General features: G+C 71.2%; 25 protein-coding genes. 15 read left to right on the top strand and 10 right to left on the bottom strand.

From position 1 onward, the window contains the following. The first annotated feature begins 122 nt into the window (after positions 1-122). From CIK06_RS14280 to CIK06_RS31875, 3 genes are all read left to right on the top strand, one after another. Positions 123-581 (top strand): HNH endonuclease, encoded by a 459-nt coding sequence (locus tag CIK06_RS14280; protein ID WP_095565244.1) that lies wholly within the window; start codon positions 123-125, stop codon positions 579-581. Positions 582-1,148: 567 nt separating this feature from the next. Further along, positions 1,149-1,322 carry a hypothetical protein gene (locus CIK06_RS29375; protein WP_157756753.1) on the top strand — a complete coding sequence of 58 codons (174 nt, stop codon included), beginning with the start codon at positions 1,149-1,151 and terminating at the stop codon, positions 1,320-1,322. Between the two features lie 228 nt (positions 1,323-1,550). Then, positions 1,551-1,682 carry a hypothetical protein gene (locus CIK06_RS31875; protein WP_255408587.1) on the top strand — a complete coding sequence of 44 codons (132 nt, stop codon included), beginning with the start codon at positions 1,551-1,553 and terminating at the stop codon, positions 1,680-1,682. 77 nt (positions 1,683-1,759) lie between these two features. On the opposite strand, the gene CIK06_RS14275 is transcribed toward CIK06_RS31875, so the two are convergent. Genes CIK06_RS14275 through CIK06_RS14265 form a run of 3 tightly spaced genes read right to left on the bottom strand, consistent with a single transcriptional unit; the run spans position 1,760 to position 4,999 of the window. Continuing rightward, positions 1,760-2,626, bottom strand: a complete 867-nt coding sequence (locus CIK06_RS14275) for a sugar phosphate isomerase/epimerase (RefSeq protein ID WP_198348246.1) — start codon at positions 2,624-2,626, stop codon at positions 1,760-1,762. 8 nt (positions 2,627-2,634) lie between these two features. Beyond that, positions 2,635-4,143 carry a hypothetical protein gene (locus tag CIK06_RS14270; protein WP_095565243.1) on the bottom strand — a complete coding sequence of 503 codons (1,509 nt, stop codon included), beginning with the start codon at positions 4,141-4,143 and terminating at the stop codon, positions 2,635-2,637. Between the two features lie 10 nt (positions 4,144-4,153). Next, entirely contained in the window at positions 4,154-4,999 is an 846-nt protein-coding gene (locus CIK06_RS14265) for a sigma factor-like helix-turn-helix DNA-binding protein (protein ID WP_157756752.1), read from the bottom strand. Between the two features lie 279 nt (positions 5,000-5,278). On the opposite strand from CIK06_RS14265, the gene CIK06_RS14260 reads away from it, so the two are divergent. From CIK06_RS14260 to CIK06_RS29365, 5 genes are all read left to right on the top strand, one after another. Continuing rightward, on the top strand, positions 5,279-5,641 hold the full coding sequence (locus tag CIK06_RS14260) for a hypothetical protein (protein WP_157756751.1): 363 nt from the start codon (positions 5,279-5,281) through the stop codon (positions 5,639-5,641). 350 nt (positions 5,642-5,991) lie between these two features. Then, the gene (locus CIK06_RS32420) at positions 5,992-6,396 is read left to right on the top strand and encodes an NUDIX hydrolase (RefSeq protein ID WP_369916146.1); all 405 of its coding nucleotides are present in this window, start codon (positions 5,992-5,994) and stop codon (positions 6,394-6,396) included. Between the two features lie 23 nt (positions 6,397-6,419). Continuing rightward, positions 6,420-7,514 carry an IS630 family transposase gene (locus CIK06_RS14250; RefSeq protein ID WP_095567824.1) on the top strand — a complete coding sequence of 365 codons (1,095 nt, stop codon included), beginning with the start codon at positions 6,420-6,422 and terminating at the stop codon, positions 7,512-7,514. 99 nt (positions 7,515-7,613) lie between these two features. Then, complete coding sequence (locus tag CIK06_RS29370) at positions 7,614-7,769, top strand: hypothetical protein (protein WP_157756750.1); 156 nt, start codon at positions 7,614-7,616, stop codon at positions 7,767-7,769. Between the two features lie 97 nt (positions 7,770-7,866). After that, positions 7,867-8,202, top strand: a complete 336-nt coding sequence (locus CIK06_RS29365) for a hypothetical protein (protein WP_157756749.1) — start codon at positions 7,867-7,869, stop codon at positions 8,200-8,202. Positions 8,203-8,236: 34 nt separating this feature from the next. On the opposite strand, the gene CIK06_RS14240 is transcribed toward CIK06_RS29365, so the two are convergent. Beyond that, the gene (locus CIK06_RS14240; RefSeq protein ID WP_095567823.1) at positions 8,237-8,929 is read right to left on the bottom strand and encodes a TetR/AcrR family transcriptional regulator; all 693 of its coding nucleotides are present in this window, start codon (positions 8,927-8,929) and stop codon (positions 8,237-8,239) included. Between the two features lie 54 nt (positions 8,930-8,983). Between CIK06_RS14240 and CIK06_RS14235 the strand changes: the two genes are divergently transcribed. Together CIK06_RS14235 and CIK06_RS14225 are read left to right on the top strand one after the other, a co-directional pair. Beyond that, the gene (locus tag CIK06_RS14235) at positions 8,984-10,105 is read left to right on the top strand and encodes an NAD(P)/FAD-dependent oxidoreductase (RefSeq protein WP_095565239.1); all 1,122 of its coding nucleotides are present in this window, start codon (positions 8,984-8,986) and stop codon (positions 10,103-10,105) included. Positions 10,106-10,285: 180 nt separating this feature from the next. Further along, complete coding sequence (locus CIK06_RS14225; protein WP_232534204.1) at positions 10,286-10,513, top strand: hypothetical protein; 228 nt, start codon at positions 10,286-10,288, stop codon at positions 10,511-10,513. Positions 10,514-10,679: 166 nt separating this feature from the next. Here the strand turns inward: CIK06_RS14225 and CIK06_RS14220 are convergent, their stop codons facing one another. Further along, the gene (locus CIK06_RS14220) at positions 10,680-11,747 is read right to left on the bottom strand and encodes a P1 family peptidase (RefSeq protein ID WP_095565236.1); all 1,068 of its coding nucleotides are present in this window, start codon (positions 11,745-11,747) and stop codon (positions 10,680-10,682) included. Between the two features lie 53 nt (positions 11,748-11,800). Between CIK06_RS14220 and CIK06_RS14215 the strand changes: the two genes are divergently transcribed. The 3 genes from CIK06_RS14215 (at position 11,801) to CIK06_RS14205 (ending at position 14,640) form a co-directional block, all read left to right on the top strand. Then, entirely contained in the window at positions 11,801-12,829 is a 1,029-nt protein-coding gene (locus CIK06_RS14215; protein ID WP_095565235.1) for an abortive infection protein, read from the top strand. 126 nt (positions 12,830-12,955) lie between these two features. Continuing rightward, the gene (locus tag CIK06_RS14210; RefSeq protein WP_095565234.1) at positions 12,956-14,068 is read left to right on the top strand and encodes a DNA glycosylase AlkZ-like family protein; all 1,113 of its coding nucleotides are present in this window, start codon (positions 12,956-12,958) and stop codon (positions 14,066-14,068) included. Continuing rightward, a complete protein-coding gene (locus CIK06_RS14205; RefSeq protein ID WP_095565233.1) occupies positions 14,065-14,640 on the top strand; it encodes a cysteine hydrolase family protein in 576 nt (191 codons plus the stop codon). The genes CIK06_RS14210 and CIK06_RS14205 overlap by 4 nt, the downstream gene beginning before the upstream one ends. A gap of 64 nt (positions 14,641-14,704) precedes the next feature. Here the strand turns inward: CIK06_RS14205 and CIK06_RS14200 are convergent, their stop codons facing one another. Genes CIK06_RS14200 through CIK06_RS14190 form a run of 3 tightly spaced genes read right to left on the bottom strand, consistent with a single transcriptional unit; the run spans position 14,705 to position 16,413 of the window. Beyond that, positions 14,705-15,271, bottom strand: a complete 567-nt coding sequence (locus CIK06_RS14200; protein ID WP_095565232.1) for a dihydrofolate reductase family protein — start codon at positions 15,269-15,271, stop codon at positions 14,705-14,707. Continuing rightward, positions 15,268-15,771, bottom strand: coding sequence for an OsmC family protein (locus CIK06_RS14195; protein WP_095565231.1), 504 nt, complete (start codon positions 15,769-15,771; stop codon positions 15,268-15,270). The genes CIK06_RS14200 and CIK06_RS14195 overlap by 4 nt, the downstream gene beginning before the upstream one ends. A gap of 57 nt (positions 15,772-15,828) precedes the next feature. Next, the gene (locus CIK06_RS14190) at positions 15,829-16,413 is read right to left on the bottom strand and encodes a DUF1992 domain-containing protein (RefSeq protein WP_095565230.1); all 585 of its coding nucleotides are present in this window, start codon (positions 16,411-16,413) and stop codon (positions 15,829-15,831) included. 229 nt (positions 16,414-16,642) lie between these two features. Here CIK06_RS14190 and CIK06_RS14185 point away from each other — a divergent pair, with 229 nt between their 5' ends. Together CIK06_RS14185 and CIK06_RS14180 are read left to right on the top strand one after the other, a co-directional pair. Next, positions 16,643-17,848, top strand: coding sequence for a hypothetical protein (locus CIK06_RS14185; protein ID WP_095565229.1), 1,206 nt, complete (start codon positions 16,643-16,645; stop codon positions 17,846-17,848). A 139-nt stretch (positions 17,849-17,987) separates the two neighbouring features. Continuing rightward, the gene (locus CIK06_RS14180) at positions 17,988-18,329 is read left to right on the top strand and encodes an RNA polymerase-binding protein RbpA (RefSeq protein WP_095565228.1); all 342 of its coding nucleotides are present in this window, start codon (positions 17,988-17,990) and stop codon (positions 18,327-18,329) included. Between the two features lie 133 nt (positions 18,330-18,462). Here the strand turns inward: CIK06_RS14180 and CIK06_RS14175 are convergent, their stop codons facing one another. Continuing rightward, positions 18,463-19,080, bottom strand: a complete 618-nt coding sequence (locus CIK06_RS14175) for an FxsA family protein (protein WP_095565227.1) — start codon at positions 19,078-19,080, stop codon at positions 18,463-18,465. A 62-nt stretch (positions 19,081-19,142) separates the two neighbouring features. Next, a complete protein-coding gene (locus CIK06_RS14170; RefSeq protein ID WP_095567822.1) occupies positions 19,143-19,883 on the bottom strand; it encodes a polyprenol monophosphomannose synthase in 741 nt (246 codons plus the stop codon). Positions 19,884-19,914: the final 31 nt, after the last annotated feature.

Genomic DNA, 19,914 nt, shown 5'->3' with positions numbered 1-19,914 from the left:
ACCGGGCATCACCACCTTCGCCGACCTGCGGTGGAACGGTCCGTACCACGAGCGGTGCGGGTTTGTCACCACCTGTAGCGGCCCGCTGCGCGTCTGTCGCCAGGGAAGCCTATGGTCGGTGGATGCTCGGTAACGTCAGAGGTCTGTCCCGGCACTTCACGGTGGACACGCTGGGGCGGTACCTGCTCGACCGATCGGAACGGCGGGACGACGGGTGCCTCATCGTCCGGGGTTACGGCGCACAGCGCGGCAGCTACCAGAAGGTCGCCGGCCGGGCCTGGGCGCACATCGCCGCGTACGCCGTCTTCGTCGGTGACTACGACCCCGCCCTGGATGTCGACCACACCTGTGGCGTCAAGGACTGCATCGAACCTACCCACCTGCGGCAGCTCAGCCGCGCGGAAAACTGCCACACCCGGCGCCAGGCGCCCCGGTGTGGCAACGGTCATCCCCGAGAGGTGGACGAGACGACAGGGCGGTTCCGGAAGGTCTGCCGGGCATGCAACCGGGACAACCAGCGCCGCTGGCGGGAACGCGAGGCGGAGGCGGTGGCAGAGGCCCGGGCCAGGCTGATGTTCTGAGCAGAACGGGCGTGGCGGTCAGGGATGCGGCGGCGTATGGCCGGGGAATCACCTCGCCGTCGCGGGCCACGGCCGCATCCACCACGGGCACCTGTCGGCGAAGGCCCGACAGTCTCCGGGCCGTTTCCGCGACGCCGTACCCGAGCAGTGGGGTCGGCTGTTCGTGCTCGACGGCGCCGGAACACACCGCGCGCCGGTTACCGCCGGTCCGACGCCTGACCCGGCTTTCGAGCACTGCGTGAACGACCATCAGGGCCACCCCGGCCGTAGGTCGTCACTGAGACTTCTCGTCTGGGTGTCAGTGCCGGTTTCTCATCCGATGTCAGTAGCGACCCCGCGTACGCTGGTTGGCACTTGAGCGGACCGGCATTCGTTAGCCGGAAGCGTGGGGCGAGCACCTCCGGCTGATCCCCGCCGGACACCCCACACGCGGCGACCAGCGGGCAGCCCGTACCGATCGGGTCAGGCGCCGGCGTAGCCCCGGGGATCGGTCACCTTGGCCGCGAGGGCGGCCGGGTGCGTGTGGCCCCTGGCGTAACCGGGGCGCGAGCCGACGGAGGAACCGTCATGGCCCGATCCACACCCATGGACCACGAGTCCGCCGACCGCATCAGTGCGGCCGCCGGCCGCGATCCGGACTCGCCGACCGCGACCAGCGGCTTCGACGACCGGGCGCAAGAGGCTGCCGACCGCAACGACGCGGAAGATCGGTACGACTACGACGACTACCTGAACGAGTAGCCGCTCGTGTCCTGGTGCCCGCCGCCGAGGGCCCTGGCGGCAGGCACCAGCGTGCTTCACCTGCTTTCTCGTCTCGTGTCAGTGGTTTCTCACCGGTGTCAGTGCGGGGAAGATCACTGCCTGGCGGACGGCGCACCGGGTGCGGGGTGTCGTAGGTTCGGCGTTCGGACATTGATGGCATGGCGGGTTGCCGATGGCGAACCCTTGCATGGAAGGGGTTTCGTCGCGGTGGCGTGGGCATCGGACAGCGCGGCCAGCCGACTGCCGCGGGAGGCCGCGGTCCGGCGGCTGCTGGAGCTGGATGTGGCCGGCCAGTTCTCACACCGCAGCGCGTTCGCCCTGGTCAGCCGAATCCGTTGATTCTTCCGCCAGGACTACGGGCACCCCTGTCAACGACGTGGTGGCGGTCAGGGGACGCAGAGTCTGTGCGGCGATGGTCATGCCTTGCAGGGTCTTGTCGAGCGTGCCACCCCAGACGGGGTCCTCATGCTCGACGGCGATGTCGCCAGCGTATCCGGCCGCGTCGAGCGTGTCCGGGTCCAGTCGAGTTGCCCGCGTCCGGGAACTCGGTAGCGCCACCAGCCGACGTCGGTGGGCGAGGCGCGTCGGGCTGTCTTGCCGAAGATGCCGTAGTGCGTGCGGGCCCGCTCGTCGATTTGGATGTCCTTGGCCTGCACGTGGCCGACGATGCCGGCCTTTAGGGCGTGTTCGAGCGCGTCGAGCGGGTCGATGCCGAGCCAGGGCAGGTGGGAGGGATCGTAGGTCAGGCCGAAGCCGAGACCGGACATCCAATCCCACAGCTCGGGCGAGTAGGCGAGGTTGGCGGGGTAGCCGTCGGGGTGCCAGCCTTCCATCGGGCAGTTTTCGGCCAGCAGTTTCACGCCGCGGTCGGCGGCGTAGCGAGTGAGTGGGGGCAGGTGCTGCTCGGCGAGCTTCAGGTTGTCAGCTATCGGCCGGGTGATGTCCCGGCCGACGAACGTGATGACACAGCGGACGCCCAGAGCCGCCGCAGCGTCGATGCAGGCGCGCAGGTGCTGGTGGGTGCGTTCGCGTTCGGTGGCGTCGTGGTGCAGGTTGTTGCCACAGTAGGTGATCGCGGAGATGGCCAGATGGTGCTGGTTCATTAGGTCTTGTACACGGGCAGCGTCGTCGGGGGCGAAGCCGGCGACGTCGAGGTGGGCGGCCTGGTGGATATGCTGGCTGCCGACCGGCCAAGCCGCCACCTCCAGTGCCTCGTATCCCGCCTGGGGTGCCCACGCGGCGATCTGCGACAGCGACATCTGGCCGAGGGCGGCGGTCAGCACTCCGAGTCTCATGACGACCTAACTAGTTCTGCAGAAACCGGGCGGGCGGATCGGGATGCGCGACCGGGGAAAGGTGAGGGATCGGTCTGGCGATGCCCCTCTCCCGGGATCGGGATTTGTCGCAGATCGGGAATGGGCTCGCGGCAATCAAGCGCCTCCCGGAGTCGCAGCATCCGGCCAAGCCACCCCGCAGTGTCACAGCTGCCTAAATTGCCCGGGCCGTAGCGGGTGTCCTGGAAGCTTAGAATACGTCCGAGTTCGTCGATCGCGTTTTTGACACCACGCCTGTCACCCGGCTGCGCCTGCACCTGGGCAAGGTGCAGATATTTCACTGTCTCCAGCGTGTCGAAGTGATCGTCGCCGTGGGCCTGCCCGCGCTCGTTCGCCAAGGATGTCAGGAGTTTCACCACGCTTGATCCATCTCCGGCGTACACACGCAACTTGCCATAGGAGTGCTGCGCGTCACGGGTATCGGAATGGTCGAGGCCCAGAACGCGAGACCGATTGGTGATTACGTCGAGGTAGCGGTTCTCGGCCTCATCGATCCGTCCCCGCTGCCCGAGCAACCAGGAGCGCCGACACTGGATGTGCAGCAGCAGTTGTTTGTCGAGGTCACGCATTCCGACCGTACTCGCCTCGAGCGCGCCGAGCCCCGTCTCGGCCTGCTCCAAGTGGCCTCCGCGGCCCAGTGCCCAGAACAAGGCCAGCCCAGTGCGCGGGTCGGCGCCGCCGAAGACCCGTTCCTCGTCAGCCATCAGGTCGCGCACCAGGGTCTCGGCCCTCCCGTGGTCGCCCATCTCGCACAGGGCCTCGGCGCGAGTGCGGCGCACCATGAAGGCGACCGGATGGCGGGATCCTAGCCGTACCAGGTGCGGGCAAGCGGCCCGGATCAGGCGCAGTGCTGCACGCTCGTCCCGCTCGGCGATCAACACCCGCGACATGTGGCCGACTGTCGCAAGGACCATCGCCGAGCTCTCCGCGTCGAACGCCCCGGCTGGTACCTGGCGCAGCAATAGCCCCAGCCGGGCGATCACCGCCTTCGCTTCCCCACGGTCACCACAAATGCCTGTCCGCAGGTCGCCGCCGGCAACTGCCAGCCACTGCGATGTATCCACAGCGCTATCGACAGCACGGCTGATAACCCGGCTCTGCGCAAGGTGTGCCCGAGCATGCCACGTATCGTGCCCTCGGCGGTCCGACGGGGGGTGGCGATCGGCACCGGCCTCGGCGTGTGGATCAACGCGAGGCGGGGACTCGGCCGCGGCCGGGTACAGCCACCAGTGGCCACCCCAAGGTTCGTCGCCGGCGACAACGCGTTGGGCGTGGACGCGGGCGGCATCGGGCGCCTTCGCCCGGATCATGCAGGCCCGCGGGGAGCCGAAGCTTGAGGCGGCCAACAAGGCGTCGAAGTCTTGCTCGTCAGAGAGCGCGTCGTCGCGGGCGGTCGGACGCCCCTTGCTGCCACCGGCCGTACCGTGGGTCGGCCCTTCGGTGAATGCCTGCGTATTGTCGATCACAATCGCCTCCTTAGAGTTCGATGTCTAGTTCGGGGGCGGATACCGCGACATGCGATGGATCGCTTCGGTTCAACTCGAGCCGGCGTCGGCTGCGGCCCAGGCGACTTTCCAGGGCCTTGGGTGTTAGCCCGACCAATGCAGCCGCTTCGGATTGTGAGACGCCGTACTCGCCGCGCAGCACCAGCGCGGTGCGCTCCTGCTCGGGGAACTCCCGCAGGAGCCGCATGGCTTCGACGCGATTGACGGCCTGCTCGGCCGGATCCACGGCGCGCCGGTCGATCTGCAGGCGCTGCGGGAAGTCCACAGCTAGGCCTGCGCCGCTCTCCCACGCCCTGCTGCTCCACCACTTTGGATAGACCGACGAGAAGCACATGATGCAGCCGTTGGTCGCATATGTGGTCAGTTTCACGCCCCGGCGATGGTCCCAGCGGCCCTGCCTCAACCCGTACTCACAAAAGAGCCCGAAGATCCCGGTATCCACGGTGCAGTGGGTCAGGAAGTTACGTTCGTCGACGGTCCAAGCCAGGTCGCGGTCGTCGCGCCGGACCGGGCGGCGCAGCCGTATGGCCTCCTTGAAGATCGTGCCGTTGGTAATCAGGAAGCTGATGACGGGTGTGGCGTACTCGTGGGCAACCAGCAGCAGCTTCTTGGTCATCGGCCCCTCGAAGTTCTCCTTGGCGCACGCCTGCACCATCAACCGGTCGGCCTCAACCCGGGCAGCTCGGGCGCGCTGGTCTTCCGCCGGCGCGTGGGGCGCGATCTGCCGCAGCACCCCCTCAAGCTCGTCGTCGGATGTCTCCGCCAACTCGATCGCGTCGGCCAGCGCCGTGTCAGACCAGACCGCATCGGGATCCACGTCCTCCTCAGCTCGTTGCGAGTCGTTGTGCCCGGAGCTCGGCATGTGACCTCCATAGTCGTCGGAGCCAAGACCCTGGACGGATAGTGCCGTCGAGCAGTTCTAGGAATCCGATCCGTGCCTCCCCTCGCTCGCAGCCCAAGATCTTTCCAACCGGCAGCTTTCGATGCGTCCCAGCGCCCGCTGACAGAGGGCACGGCGGGCACGGCGCCCTATGACTCTGCGACAGCCGTGCTTGGAATCCCGGACCGCGGGCCCGCGAGATCGAGGGGAACATCCGTGCCACAACCGATCGAGTCCAGTTTCTCAAGGACGACGCAGCCGACGCGCGAACGCAGCAGTGTGGTCGACCTGATCGTCTTCCTCGCGGTACTTGTGTTCGTCGCCGGGCTGGTCCTGCTGATCGACCGCGATGGGAAAGTCCCCGCGGGGCTCGTGCTCGCAGGGGCAACCGGGCTGGTCAGCGCGTGTGTGACAGCATGGCGGCGGCCACACCGGCCTACACTGCAGCGCTGGCGAAGCGGGCAGGCGATCTATCGGGGCAGCCGGGTGACGCTGACGTCCACGTGGGGTATGGAGCCGCGGCCGCCCGCTGGCGACGCCGCCCCGGACGCCGGACCCTGGGAGGACCAGCAGCCCTGAGCGGTCCTCGACACGCCCTCATCAAGCTGACGACAGCCAGCACAAGTAGATCTCCCGACTGCGGCCCGGGTCACTCCCGTCAAGATCCCTTACTTTGCGGATCGCCGTAGCTTCGGGAACTCAGGGCCCACCACCACGATGCACGCTGACATCGGTGAGAAATCACTGACAACCCGATGAGAAATCAAGCATCCGTCCACGTCGTACAACACTCCAACGACTTACGCACATTAACTGTCATTATGATGTACGTCTACGATGACGAACGATCGCCGCTATTACTGGATTGCTATTACTAGGAATCCAGTAATACGGTCCGACCGCCGCCCGAGGAAGGCGAGACCGCCGAGGTGGCAGCGGTTGTCGCTTCGCAGCCGAAGTGGCGAGCCCCGAGATTCCCGTGGCGAGCGGTTGGCGAGCTCTCAAGGTTTGGTGGCGAGCCCCGATCCGCGTCAGAGACGACCGCTCGGCTCGCCACACGGCATCCTTCAGCGGTGAAGACTCCCAGAGCGGTCGCGATAGTGACCGAAGGATCCCGAGTTCTCCTGATCAAGCGCTTCCTTCGCCAGGAGTCATCAGCTGTCTGCGTGATGTGCGAGGACGGTGGTTGGACTGGTCAGCACTGTCCAGGGCATCGCTACGCGGTATTGCCTGGTGGCCATGTCGAGGAAGGAGAGACTGCCGAGATGGCGGCGGTGAGGGAACTCGCCGAGGAGACCGGGCTAGTGTGCCGTGATTCTGTTGCCTTTACGTGATGTGGGTGTGGTTCGCTGTTGCGGTGGAGTTGACATCGGACGAGCGGACCGAGCTTCGGGCATTGATCAACAGCGTGGAGGTGTCGGCGGCGGTCGGGACGCGGGCGCGGATCGTGTTGTGGCATGCCGAGGGCCGCCAGAAGAAGGACATCGCGGCCTTGGCCGGGGTGTCGCGTCCGACGGTGGACCTGTGGCTGGCCCGGTACGCCGCCGAGGGCGCCGGTGGTCTGTTCAGCCAACGGCCCGGCGGGGGGCGGGAGCAGGTGCCGGTCCGGATCCGGGCGCGGGTCCTCGCCTTGACCCGGATGAGTCCGCCGGCCGGGACCGGCCTGTCGCACTGGTCCAGCCGGGAGATGGCGGCCTACATCACCCGTACCGAGCAGGTGCCGGTCTCGCACCACTGGGTGGCCAACCTGTGGCGCGAGCACGGACTCAAACCGCACCGGTCCGGCACGTTCAAACTGTCCAGGGATCCGGCGTTCGCGGCGAAGGTGGCCGACATCGTCGGGCTGTATCTGGACCCGCCCGGCGGGGCGGTGATCCTCAGCCTGGACGAGAAGACCCAGATCCAGGCCCTCGACCGCACCCAGCCGCTGCTGCCGATCGAGTTCGACGCCACCGAGAAACGTACCCACGACTACGTGCGGCACGGGACCACGAACCTGTTCGCCGCGCTGAACGTGGCCACCGGCGAGGTGATCGGCGAGTGCCGTCCGTCCCGCAACGGCGAAGAGTTCCTGGCCTTCCTCCGCAAGGCCGTCAGGCCGCACCGGGGCAAGGACGTCCACGTGGTGCTGGACAACCTGTCCACCCACGCCACCCCCGACGTCCTGGCCTGGCTGGAAAAGAACCCCCACGTGCACTTCCACTTCACCCCGACCGGTTCCAGCTGGATGAACCAGATCGAGACCTGGTTCGGCATCATCACCCGGCAGGCGATCCGCCGCGGCACCTTCTCCTCGGTGCAGGTCCTGATCCGCTCCATCCGCGACTACATCACCACCTGGAACGCCAACCCCCGCCCGTTCCAATGGACCGCCACCACCGACGAGATCCTCGCCAAAGTCCAACTCGTACAGACCAGCGTCAAGCAACTCGTCGACAACAACGTCAAGTAAACCCATCAGAATCACGGGACACTAGAGGCCACGATCGAGCGGCAGCTGTGGACCGGCAGACACAACGGCCGGCCTGCGTTCTACTTTCTGATGGCAGGTGTGGCTGGTACGCCCTTGCTGTCTGGCCCCGAGGCCGCGGAGAACGGGCCGGACAACAGCTTCGAGCTGCTGTGGGTTACCCCGGAGCAGTTCGAGAATCTGAACCTGCATCCGGCCGACGTCCGATCCGTACTGACCGACCTGCTCGCGAGATAGCCGTCCAACAAGTTGGACGGCGACCGGTGTCGCTTCGCAGCCGAATTGCCCCATGCGTGCCATCGGGCGATAGGGTGGATCTGCGGACGACGGCCCGATGGTGCGCCGCTACGCGCCGGAGCTGACCACGCCGGGCGAGCCTCAGCGTCTGGGACAGCCCCGACCAGGGCACGGGATCGTCTACGTCCCTGTCGACGGTGGCACACCGCGCTACCCGGAAATCACCTGGGTGGCGAGCTGGATCGACGACTATGGTCAGTCCGGCGACCGCGACGAGGTCGCCGGGATCGAAAACTTCGAGGGAACCCGCGCCGAGGTCCTGGCCTGGGCCCGCACCCGACCCGCAGCCCGCAGTGTGATTCCCGGCGGCACCGGCTGGATGCCGCTGCCCGACGACGACAACGACGACGACAAGCTACGCGGCGACGCCTGAAGGTCGACTCGTGACGCGGTCCTACCGGGCGGCGTCACGCCGACGGTCGGGGAAGTCTGGCGCCCACGGCGTCGAGGACCCAGTCCAGGCCGGTCGTGAAGGAGTCCTCGGCGTTCATGTCCGTGCCGTCGTACACGGCTTTGGCCAGCACCGGAAAGCGGCCCGTGGCCAGCATTTTCGTCAGGTGCGGGCCGGAGGCGCGCTGCCAGTCACGCTTGGTCAGTCCCGTTGCGCGTTCGGCGCGCAGGTTCGCGACCTCGCGTCTGATCGCGCCGATGACATAGGCACTGACAGTCCCCACGGCACGCATGACGGTGTCGATGTCAGCGAGGCCGTCGAGGGCGGCCAGGTTGGCCTCGGCCACGGCGAGGCCGTTCGGGCCGAGGGTCGGGCGGCCGCCCAGCAGGTCGGCGAGCCATTCGTGCCGCAGGGCGGTCTGCCTGGTGCGGTGGGCGAGGACACGCAGCACCTCCCGCCAGTCGCCGGGCAACTCCTCGGGGAGGATCTCGGCGTGGACCTTGTCCACCATGAGGTCGAACAGTTCGTCCTTCGTGGCGATGTGTCCGTACAGTCGCATCGGGCCGGCGCCGAGCCGGGCGGCGACCCTGCGCAACGACACCGCCGCCAGCCCGCCCTCGTCGGCCAGCGCAACGGCGGCGGCGGCGATCCGCTCCCGGTCAAGCGGCACGGGCCGGTGCGATGACTCCGGTCGATCCCACACGGTCATGATCACACCGATTCTGTTGCAATGCCTCGCTGATAGGAAATACAGTGTATCGCTGTGAGACAGCGTATCGCGGTGGTCGGGGCTGGCCCCGCCGGCCTGACATTCGCCCGCGTCCTGCGCCGCCGTGGCCACCCTGTCACCGTCCTCGAACGCGATCCCGCCCCCGATGCCCGGCCCCCGGGCGGCACGTTGGACCTGCACGAAGGGCTGGGCCAGCTCGCGTTGGACAAGGCGGGGCTGATGGCGGAGTTCCGGGCACTGTCCCGCCCGGAGGGGCAGGCCATGCGCATCCTGGACACGGACGGGAGCGTCCTACGCGACTGGCGGTCCGGCCCGGACGACCTGGCCAATCCCGAGATCGACCGCGGGCAACTCCGTGACCTGCTGATCGGCCCTCTTGAGGTCCAGTGGGGGCGCGGGGTGACGCAGGTGGTGCCGGGGGCCGGAGACGGCGTACTGGTCCATTTCGCCGACGGACGCCAGGAGAGCTTCGACCTCGTGGTCGGCGCGGACGGTGCGCGGTCACGGGTCCGCCCCGCCGTCTCATCGGTGACACCGCACTACACCGGCATCACCCTCGTCGAATCGTCCCTCGACGACGTCGACACCCGCCACCCCGACCTTGCCCGGCTGATCGGCGATGGTTCGGTCGCCGCGTACGGAGTGAACCGCGGCCTCGTCGCCCAACGCAACAGCGGCGGCCACGTCAAGGTGTACGTCCAGTTCCGCGCGCCTCTGGACTGGCACGCGAACCTGGACCTGGCCGACGTCGAGGCCGTACGAACAAGCCTGCTGGCGCTGTTCGAGGGCTGGGCCCCCGCCGTCCTGGATCTCCTGCGCCGCGGCGACGCCTTCGTCCACCGCCCGCTGCACGTCCTGCCCGTGTCCCACACCTGGACCCACGTGCCCGGGGTGACACTGTTGGGCGACGCCGCCCATCTGATGCCCCCGTTGGGAGCCGGCGCCAACCTCGCGATGCTGGACGGCGCCGAACTCGCCGAGTCCATCGCCAACGGCCCGGACGACCTGGACAAGGCGGTCCGTGCCTTCGAGGAACAGATGTGGGTACGGGCCGACAGGTGGGCGAAGATCACCACGGCCGGCCTGGAGCGCCTCGTGAGCCCGGATCCCGCCGATGCCCTCGCCCTCTTCGACCAGGTGCACCCAGCCCGGTGAGACCCTGGTCCGGACGCTCGGGCACGAGGGCGTACACATCAGGCAGTATGAGGATGGACGGGTTACCTCGGCGACCGGCCCGTTGGAAGACGAGGCGTACGCGGCCGAGGACGAGTTCGTGGACAGCTGGAGGAGAAACAAGCGGTGACTGGCAGCGGGTCGCGACTCACCGTCGAACGCGTGGACACGGTGTCGCGCCGGCCGTGGATCTTCGTCACCGGACGGCTTGAGGGGGAGTCGCTGCGGATCGGCGACACCGTCACCATCAGCAGCGCCGACCAGTCCGCCATCTCCACAACCGTCAGGTCGATCGAGATCCACAGCGCGCCCGGCCAGACGACCATCGCCATCGACGCGTCGCTCAAACCGACGGTGCAGGTCGGGGCGGCAATCTGCCGCTCGCCATGAAACCGGTCTCTGGGTACCGGTCGTGCACAACCACCGGCTTCCGGCCAGGTCTCGGCTTCTTCGGCCCGGCCCGCAGCGGGGTCTCGTCACAATCCGCTTGTCGACCTCGTCGGTCAGAGCCGCGGCCTGGGCTACACCGGGTTGCCGCCCGGGGCCGCGCCGGTGGTCACCGGCCGCCGCCGAACCGGTGGGGCCCGGCGAGTCGGCCGGCGGCCGCCAGCCGCCGGACGACGGCCTCGTGGGGTACGGCGTACCGGATGTGTCCGGCCACCCCGCGGGTGGTGGTGGCGGTGAACAGCGAGTTGAGCAGCGCCTCCTCGACCGAGTCCAGGACGGCCGCGAAGACCGGGTCGAGATCGGCGTCGGGCATCGGCGGCCGGTCGGGCGCGGCGGTGCCGAACGCGATCGCGTAGTCGCCGCTGCCGGTGCTGTAGGAGGCGCCGACCCGGGCCATGGCGAAGACGGCCCGGCGGGCCAGCCGGCCGAGTTGCCGGGCGTCCAGCGGCGCGTCGGTGGCCAGCACGATCATGCACGAGTTGCCCACCGGCCCGGGGTCCCCGGGCGTGGCCCTCGGGAGCAGTTCGGCGGCCGGCAGCGGGATGCCCGCCACGGTCAGGGTGCCACCGAAGTTGGCCTGCACGAGCGTACCGATGGTCACCGGCTGGCCGGCGGCGGCCACGGTCCGGGAGGCGGTGCCGATGCCCGCCTTGTATCCGAGCGCAGCGGTGCCGGTCCCGGCGCCGACGCAGCCCTCGGCGGGCGGCCCGGCGGACGCCCCGGTGATGGCCGCGAGGACGTGTTCGGCGGTGATCGGGCGGCGGCGGATGTCCGACAGGTAGCCGTCGTTGGTCTCGCCCACCAGCGGGTTGACCGACAGCGCGTCCGGGCGGCGGGCCAGCAGGTGGTCCAGCACCGCGTCGGCGGCCCGGAACACCGACAGCGTCGCGGTGAGCACGATCGGCGATTCCAGTACGCCCAGCTCGTCGACCTGGGTCGAGCCGACCAGCTTGCCGTACCCGTTGCCGCGGTGGACCGCGGCCGGCCGGGTCCACGATCCCGGGCCGAGCGGGTCCGGGACGACGGCGGTGACGCCGGTGTGGATGTGGTGGCCGTCGTCGACGGTGGTGTGCCCGACCAGCACCCCGGGCACGTCGGTGATCGCGTTGTGCGGCCCGGTGGGCAGCGGCCCGACGACCACGCCGAGGTCACGGGCCCGGGTGGTGGGTTGCGGCACGGTGCTCCCGGTGTCGGTCGGCGGTCCTTCGACGGGGTCGCTACGCTGACCGGGTGAGTCTGACCCGACGGGGCATCGACTACGACGTCGGCCTGACGCCGCGCCCCGGTGAATCGACCCGGCCGCACTTCGACCCCGCGCAGTGCCGGCGGGATCTGGAGACCATCGCCAACGATCTGCACTGTACCGCCGTACGGATCTCCGGGCTGGACCTCGACCGGGTGGAGGTGGCCGCCGGGTACGCCCTGGACCTGGGGCTGGAGGTGTGGCTGTGCCCGATGGCGCACGACCGGACCGCAGCCGACCTGCTGGCGTACCTGGCCGAGGCGGCCCGGCTGGCGCAGCGGCTGCACTCGCGCGGCACCGTGGTCCTCGTACTGGGGTGGGAGCTGACGCTGTTCATGCAGGGCCTCGTCGCGGGCGACGGCCTGGAGGAGCGGCTGGCGACCCTGGTACGGCCGTGGCGGCTGATCGCGGACCGGATCCGCAACGGGTCGTTCCAGAAGCGGCTCAACGAGTTCCTCGGCCGGGCGGTACAGACCGCGCGGCAGCACTTCACCGGCCCGATCACGTACGCCTCGGGCATCTGGGAGCGGGTGGACTGGTCGCCGTTCGACGTCGTCTCGGTGGACTGTTACCGGGATCGGCACACCCGGGCGCGGCTGCCGCGGATCCTGGCCGGCTACCGGCGATACGGCAAGCCGGTGGTCGCCACCGAGTTCGGGTGCTGCTGCTACCGGGGTGCGGCCGACCGGGGCGGGTTGGCGTGGACGATCGTGGACCGCGGGACCGATCCGCCGCGGCTGACCGAGGCGGTGCAGCGCTCGGAGCAGGAGCAGGCCGACGAACTGGCCGGGATGCTGGACCTGTTCGCCGCGAACGACCTCGACGGTGCGTTCGTCTTCACGTTCGCCACCTGGACGAACCCGCACAGCGAGGATCCCGAACACGACCTGGACGTGGCCGCGTACGGCATCGTGGCGTGCGCGCCGGACGGCTCCTGGCGGCCGAAGCGGGCGTTCGGGGTGATCGCCGACCGGTACGCCGCCGTGGGCTCCGGCCAGGTCGGGGACTCCACCTGATCAGGGACTGCGCGTGGTCGACGCCGCACCGTCGGTGTCCGATCCGGCGGCCCGCCGGGCCGGGACCGTCGGGGCGCCGGCGTCGCCGGTCCGGAACTGTCGGGGGGCCGGCCTAGGCTTCGTCGCATGGTGAAGGTTCATCAGCTCGGCCGGCGCGACGCCCGGCGGCTGGCCGTGCGGGCGCAGCTGCTGTCCCGGGACCGGCCCGCCGACCTGCTTGCGGTGGCCCGGCGGGTCACCCTGCTGCAACTGGATCCGATCAGCGCGATCGCGCCGAGCGCGCACCTGGTCCTCTGGAGCCGGCTCGGCTCGGCATACTCCCCCGCCGACCTGGACGCGGCGCTGGCGGACCGCCGGCTGATCGAGTTGCAGGCGATGTTGCGGCCCGCCGAGGACCTGGCGCTCTACCGGGCCGAGATGGCCACCTGGCCCGGCTCCGGCGAGTTGGGCGACTGGCGGCAGCGGCTCCGGGACTGGGTGCGGGCCAACGACCGGTGTCGCCGGGAGATCCTTGACCGGCTGCGGGAGTCCGGTCCGCTGCCCTCGCGGGATCTGCCGGACACCTGCGAGCAGCCGTGGCGCTCCACCGGTTGGACCAACAACAAGAACGTCACCCGGCTGCTGGAGCAGATGGTGGCCCGCGGCGAGGTCGCGGTGGCCGGCCGGAAGGGGCGGGACCGGCTGTGGGACCTCGCCGAGCGGGTCTATCCGGACGATCCGGTGATGTCGGCGCGGGAGGCGGCCCGGGAGCGTGACCGCCGCCGGCTGCACGCGCTCGGGATCGCCCGCAGCCGCGCCCCGGAGGTGCCGGGCGAGCCGGCCGACGTGGGTGAGGCCGGCGAGCCCGCGGTGGTGGAGGGCGTCCGGGGCCAGTGGCGGATCGAGCCGGCGCTGCTCGACGAGCCGTTCGAGGGCCGGGCGGCACTGCTGTCGCCGTTCGACCGGCTGGTGCACGACCGGGTCCGGGCAAAGGAGATCTTCGAGTACGACTTCCTGCTCGAAATGTACAAACCCGTGGCCAAACGCCGCTGGGGCTATTACGCCCTGCCCATCCTCTTCGGCGACCGGCTGGTGGGCAAGCTCGACGCCACGGCCGACCGGCGGGCCGGGACGCTGCTGGTCAACGCCGTTCACCAGGACGTACCGTTCACCGCTGCGATGACCGAGGCGGTCGACCAGGAGATCGCCGATCTTGCCGCCTGGCTCAAACTCGATCTGACGAACAGGAGCTCGACATGACCACCCTGCCCGACCGGCCGCGTACCGCGCTGGTCGTCATCGATGTCCAGAACGGCGTGATGGCCGGCACGCACAACCGCGAGGCCGTGATCACGAACATCGTCACCCTGGTCGACAAGGCCCGCGCCGACGACGTGCCGGTGATCTGGGTGCAGCACTCCAGCGACGACCTTGCGCGCGACAGCGAGCCCTGGCAGTACGTGCCGGAGCTGGTGCGCCGGGAGACCGAGCCGGTGGTGCACAAGCGCTACCCCGACTCGTTCGAGGAGACCGACCTGGAGCAGGTGCTGGCCGAGCGCGGGGTGGGCCGGCTGGTGATCGTCGGCGCGCAGACCGACGAGTGCATCCGCTCGACGCTGCACGGCGGCCTCGTGCGCGGCTACGACGCGACGCTCGTGGGCGACGCGCACACCACCGAGGACCTCAGCGAGTACGGCGCGCCGACGCCGGATCTGGTGATCGCGCACACCAACCTGTACTGGCGTTACCACCAGGCGCCGGGGCGCAGCGCGGGCACGGTCGACACGGCCGAGGTCAGCTTCGCCCCGGCCGACGTCGTGGCGGCCGGCTGAGCCGGCGGGTGGGGCCGGCTGAGTCGCCGGCCCAGCCGGCGGGTGGGGCCGTCCGCGGGCCGAACTATCGGCCGGCGGGTGGCCCGACCCGGTAGGTCAGGTAGGCGAACGGGCCGACCCGCTGCACGTCGGTCAGTTGGAGGCGGTCGGCCGTGATCCGGCGCGGCAGCAGCGGGGCGCCGGCACCGAGGGTCACCGGCGCCACCCCGAGGATGATCTCGTCGAGCAGGCCTGCGTCGGCGAACGTCGCGGCCAGTTCCCCGCCGCCGGCCAACCAGATGTCCCGGCCGCCGGCGCGGGCGACCATCGCCGCGTGCACCGGGGCGACGTCGCCGGCGACGAAGGTGATGTCGGCGCCCGGGATGCGGGGCAGGTCGCGGTGCGTGAACACCCAGGCGGGGCGGTCGCCGTACCAGCCCTGCCACCGCTGCGGCTCCTCAAGCAGCCGCTCGTGCGCGAGCACCCACTCGTAGGTGGTGGCGCCCATCACGAACGCGCCGACCTCGGCGAAGAACGGGCTGAACTGGTCGGCACCCTCGGAGTCGGCCTCGAACAGCCAGTCCAGGCTGTTGCGCTCGTCGGCGATGTAGCCGTCGATGCTGGTGGCCGTGTAGTACCGCGTCCTGGTCACCCGGGCAGCATGCCACCCGGGTCCGACAGGAACGGGCCGGTGCGCACCGACGGCTCGTGGCGTACCGGAAAGTTCACCGAGTTGGCGATGAAGCACGCCTCCTTCGCCCGCTCGTGCAGCGCGTCGGCCGGCCCGGCCATCGCGGCCTCGGCGACCGTCACCTCGGGACGCAGCACCACCTCGGTGAAGCGACCGCCACCGGCTGCCTCGGTCAGCGTGCCGCCCGGCCGGTCGACGTATCCGGTGACCACCACGCCGTTGACCGCGCACAGGTGCAGGTAGGCCAGCATGTGGCACTGGGCGAGGGCGGCAAGCAGCAGTTCCTCGGGATTCCACCGGCCCGGGTCGCCCCGGAACGTCGGATCCGACGAGCCGGCGATGTCCGGCTTCCCGGCGGCGCTCACCTCGTGCTCCCGGCCGTAGGAACGGTAGGTCGCGGTGCCGGCGTCCCGGGCACCGGTCCAGGTCACGGTGAGTTGGTAGTGGTGGGTGCGGGCCATCGAGCGCTCCCCGGGGGGTGACTGGGCCGGCGTGCCGGCGCTGCTGCGGCGGCCGGCCTACGGGTGCCGGGCGAACGGGTTCCACCGGCGGGCGCCCCGCGGTGACCGGGACGAGGACCGCGGCGGCGACGTCGGCGTGGTCGCGCCGGTGGCCGGCTCGGCCGCCGGCGCTGCTCGCGTGGTCGCCCCGGCCGCGGTCCCAGCCGGGGTGGCCGGCTCGGCCGCCGTCCCGGCTGGGGTCCCGGCTCCGGTACGGCGGCGGGCGAGCCAGTCGGCCGCCGCCGCCTCGACGTCCACCTGCCGCAGCGCCACCGGCGGTCCCCACGGAGCGCGCAGCCAGGCGACGATCTCCGCGTTGAGCGCTGTCACGGTCTCCCGCACCGCAGCCTCGTCGGCGAGCCGGTCGAGTTCCTCCGGAAGGTGCTCCACCCGCCGGGCCAGCCGCAGCGACGCCGGCAGCAGGGTGTCGGTGGGTACGCCCTCGCGACGGACGTAGTCCTTGACCCACCAGAGTTCGTCGTCGGGGCGGTCGGTGTGCGGGATGGGCTTGCCGGCACCGGGCAGGTCGTCGAATTCGCCGCGCTCCTGCGCCTGCCGGATCTGGGCCTCGATCAGCGACTCCCAGCGGGATGGAATGGACAATTCATCACCTCCCGTGCGTACCCCCAGGGTACCCGGCCGTGGTCCGGTGCCGGCGCCGCGTCCCGGCGGACCGGCGGCCCGGTCCGTCGCGGCCGGGGCCGGCCGGCGGCGGCCCCGGCGGCCCCGGTGGTCCCGGTGGTCCCGGTGGTCCCGGCGACGCGGGCCGGCGGGCCGCGAGCACGCCCGGGCCGCGCGGTGGTCCGGGCGTCACGTCCTAGACTTCGCGGCCATGGAAACGGTGGCAGCCGGTGGGGCCGAGGACGCGGAGGCGGCCACCCGGCCGTGCGGGCACTGCGGGCGGCCGGTGCCGCAGCGCGCGGCGGCGGGGCGGCCGTTCCGGTACTGCCGGGACAACGACGGCGCCTGCCAGCGGGCCGCCCGGGGCGCGCGGATGCGGCAACGCACGGCGCCCGGCCTGGCCGGGCAGGTGGCCCGCACCTGGGAGGTCGTCGACCGGCTCGACCAGTTGGTGGAGACGCTCAGCGACACCCTGCACGCCGAGCTGTCCCCGGCCGGGGTGGATCGGCAGGTCGCCGAGGTCCGCGCCGAGGCCGCGGCGGCGGTCGCGGCGGCCCAGGCCGAACGCGACGACGCGCGGGAGACCGCCGAGGCGGCCACGGCCGCGGTCCGGGTGGCGCAGCGCGCCGCGGCCGACGCGGTTGCCGAGCGGGCCGCGGCCCGCCGGGAGGTCGAGGATGCCATCGCCACGGCCACGGCGGCCACCGCGCAGCGGGCCGCGGCGCAGGCCGAACGGGACGAGGCGCAGCGCGCCGCGGTCAGCGCGCAGGCCCTGCTCAGCCAGGCCGAACGGGACCGGGACGCGGCCCGCCGGGACGTGGCCGCGCGGCGCCACGACGCCGAGGCGGCGCAGCGCCGCGCGGCCGAGGCGGAGCGGGACCGGGACAGCGCCCGCGGCGACGCCGACCGGGCCGCCCGGTCGGCCACCGAGGCGCTGGCGCAGGCCGAAAGGTACCGCGCCGAGGCCGGCCGCGACCGTGAGGAGGCGGCCACGCAGCGCTCCGCGGCGGACCGGGCGCAGGTCGCGGCGCAGCGGGCGCACGACCGCGCCGAGGCCGCCGACCAGGCCCGGGAGTCCGCCGCCGCGGAGCTGACCCGGGTACGCGCCGAAGCGGAGCGGGACGCCGACCGGCTGCGCGCGGCGGCCGACCGGGCCGAAACCGCGCTCACCGCCACCCGGGCGGAGCTGGGCCAGGTCCAGGCCGATCTGGCCGAGGCCCGCCGGGCGGTGGACACCGCAGCGGCCCGGCACGCCGACCTGGTGGCCCGGCTGGACGAGACGCGGGCCGAGCGGGACGCCGCCCGCCAGCGCGCCGAACAACTGGCCACCCAGGTCAGCGACCTGGCCACCACCCTGGCCCGGCTGGCGGTCCCGGCGGCGTCCAACGGCGCCGCCGGGAGATCCGAGGGCCGGTGAGGCAGGTCACCGCGTCCGCCGAGGGGCTACCCTCGGAGGGGCGTTGCGCCCCGTACCCGCCCGCTCGGGTGGGAATCACGGGCCCAGCCCATTTCGTTACACCGATGACAATCAGCACCGACCGAGGGGACATCCGATCATGGGCGAGCGCATGCTGCGCGGAAGCCGTCTGGGTGCAGTCAGCTACGAGTCCGATCGCAACACGGAACTCGCGCCGCGCCAGACCCGCGAGTACCTGTGCGCCAAGGGCCACCAGTTCGAGGTGCCGTTCGCGGTGGACGCCGAGGTGCCGATGACCTGGGAGTGCAAGTTCGACGGCAGCGTCGCCCGGCTGGTGGACGGCAGCGAACCCGAGCAGAAGAAGGCGAAGCCGCCGCGCACCCACTGGGACATGCTGCTGGAGCGGCGTTCGATCGCCGAACTGGAGGACATCCTGGCCGAGCGGCTCCAGGAGGTACGTACCCGCCGCGGTCGCGCCTGAGGCGGCGCGTACCGTCCGGCTCCGCCCTCGCCGCACCCGCGGCGGGGGCGGTTTGCTGTGCGCGGGCCGGCCTGCCGACCTGCGCCGCGGTCCGCGCCGCCGGTTCAGCGGTCGGCGGTCGGCCGCGGGCCGGTCAGCGGTCGACGATCTCGCCCTCGACGATCTCCCCGTCGGTGCCGCCGCCACCATCGCGCGCAGGCGGCACCGGGGCACCCGGGACCGCGGTCGACGGACCCGACGGCGGCCCATCAACCGGGCCACCCGGCCCGAACGGCGCGCCCGGGCCGGCGGGCTCGGCGGGCGGCTGACCCGACGGCCGCGGCGCACCCCGGTACACCCGCACCCGGCGCGGTCCGAACATCTCCCCCGCCAGCATCGAGGACACCCGCCGCTCGGCCCCGCGCTGCACCACCAGCCGCGCCCCCCGGCGCACCGCAGGCACCACCAGCAACACCCCGAGCAGCCCGCTGACCAGGCCGGGAGCGGCCAACAGCAGGCCGGCGGCCAACCCCACCAGACCCTCGGTGATCTGCCGGCCCGGCGGCTGTCCGGCCGCCGCGGCGGCCCGGAACGACCGCCACGCCCGCAGCCCCTCGCGGCGCAGCAGGAACAACCCGGCCACCGACGCGGCCAGCACCAGCAGCAGCGTCCAGCCGTAGCCGATCAGATGGCCGAGCAGGACGAACACGGCAATCTCGACGACGGCCGCGATCAGCAGGGCCAGCGGCAGGAACCTCAGCCAGCGGGACATGTCACCTCATCGGGGAAACGGGGCCGGTCCGGTCCGTTTCCCCAAGCATGACACGGCGCCGTTCACGGCCACCGCACCTGACCGCCCGGAGTGCCGTGCAACGCCCGCCGCACCGCCATCCGCCGGTCGTGCACACCCCACTGCGTCACCCGCCAGAACGCCTCGCCGATGATCGTGGGGCTCATCTTGCTCGCGCCGCGTTCCCGCTCGGCGAACGTGATCGGCACCTCCACCACCTGCAGCCCCGCCTGGTGGGCCCGCCAGGCCAGCTCCACCTGGAACGAGTAGCCCTGCGAGGCGACCGAGCCGAGGTCCAGCTTCTTCAGCGCGGCCAGCCGGTAGACCCGGAACCCGCCGGTGGCGTCCGACACCGGCATCCCCAGCGCGGCCCGGGTGTACAGGTTGCCCACCCGGGACAGCAGCAGCCGGTGCCACGGCCAGTTGACCACCCGCGCGCCGCGCACCCAGCGGGAGCCCAGCACCACGTCGGCGTGCCGGGCCGCCTCCAGCAGCCGGTGCAGTTCCTCCGGCGCGTGCGACCCGTCGGCGTCCATCTCCACGGCCACGTCGAACCCGTTCTCCCGGGCCCACCCGAACCCGGCCACGTACGCCGCGCCCAGACCGTCCTTGCCCGGCCGGTGCAGCACGTGCACGCTGCCGTCGTCGGCGGCCATCCGGTCGGCCAGCTCACCGGTGCCGTCCGGGCTGGCGTCATCGACGATCAGGATCTCCGCGGCGGGCACCGCGGCCCGCAGCCGCCGCACCATCGACGGCAGGTTCTCCGCCTCGTTGTACGTCGGCATCACGATCAGCGTCCGACCCACCCCGGGGAAA

This window comes from Plantactinospora sp. KBS50, from assembly GCF_002285795.1.
Taxonomy (GTDB): Bacteria; Actinomycetota; Actinomycetes; order Mycobacteriales; family Micromonosporaceae; genus KBS50.
The sequence above is the reverse complement of the archived record's forward strand: the minus strand, read 5'-3'. Positions and strand labels throughout refer to the sequence as shown.

Excerpts from the sequence above, each read along its gene's own strand:
- CIK06_RS14240 (WP_095567823.1), bottom strand. The coding sequence starts at position 8,929 with ATGACCGTGTGGGATCGACCGGAGTCATCGCACCGGCCCGTGCCGCTT.
- CIK06_RS14195 (WP_095565231.1), bottom strand. The coding sequence starts at position 15,771 with ATGGCCCGCACCCACCACTACCAACTCACCGTGACCTGGACCGGTGCC.
- CIK06_RS14175 (WP_095565227.1), bottom strand. The coding sequence starts at position 19,080 with ATGTCCCGCTGGCTGAGGTTCCTGCCGCTGGCCCTGCTGATCGCGGCC.
- CIK06_RS29365 (WP_157756749.1), top strand. The coding sequence starts at position 7,867 with ATGGTGCGCCGCTACGCGCCGGAGCTGACCACGCCGGGCGAGCCTCAG.
- CIK06_RS14280 (WP_095565244.1), top strand. The coding sequence starts at position 123 with ATGCTCGGTAACGTCAGAGGTCTGTCCCGGCACTTCACGGTGGACACG.
- CIK06_RS14185 (WP_095565229.1), top strand. The coding sequence starts at position 16,643 with ATGGAAACGGTGGCAGCCGGTGGGGCCGAGGACGCGGAGGCGGCCACC.
- CIK06_RS14180 (WP_095565228.1), top strand. The coding sequence starts at position 17,988 with ATGGGCGAGCGCATGCTGCGCGGAAGCCGTCTGGGTGCAGTCAGCTAC.
- CIK06_RS29375 (WP_157756753.1), top strand. The coding sequence starts at position 1,149 with ATGGCCCGATCCACACCCATGGACCACGAGTCCGCCGACCGCATCAGT.
- CIK06_RS14205 (WP_095565233.1), top strand. The coding sequence starts at position 14,065 with ATGACCACCCTGCCCGACCGGCCGCGTACCGCGCTGGTCGTCATCGAT.
- CIK06_RS14170 (WP_095567822.1), bottom strand. The coding sequence starts at position 19,883 with ATGCCGACGTACAACGAGGCGGAGAACCTGCCGTCGATGGTGCGGCGG.
- CIK06_RS14210 (WP_095565234.1), top strand. The coding sequence starts at position 12,956 with ATGGTGAAGGTTCATCAGCTCGGCCGGCGCGACGCCCGGCGGCTGGCC.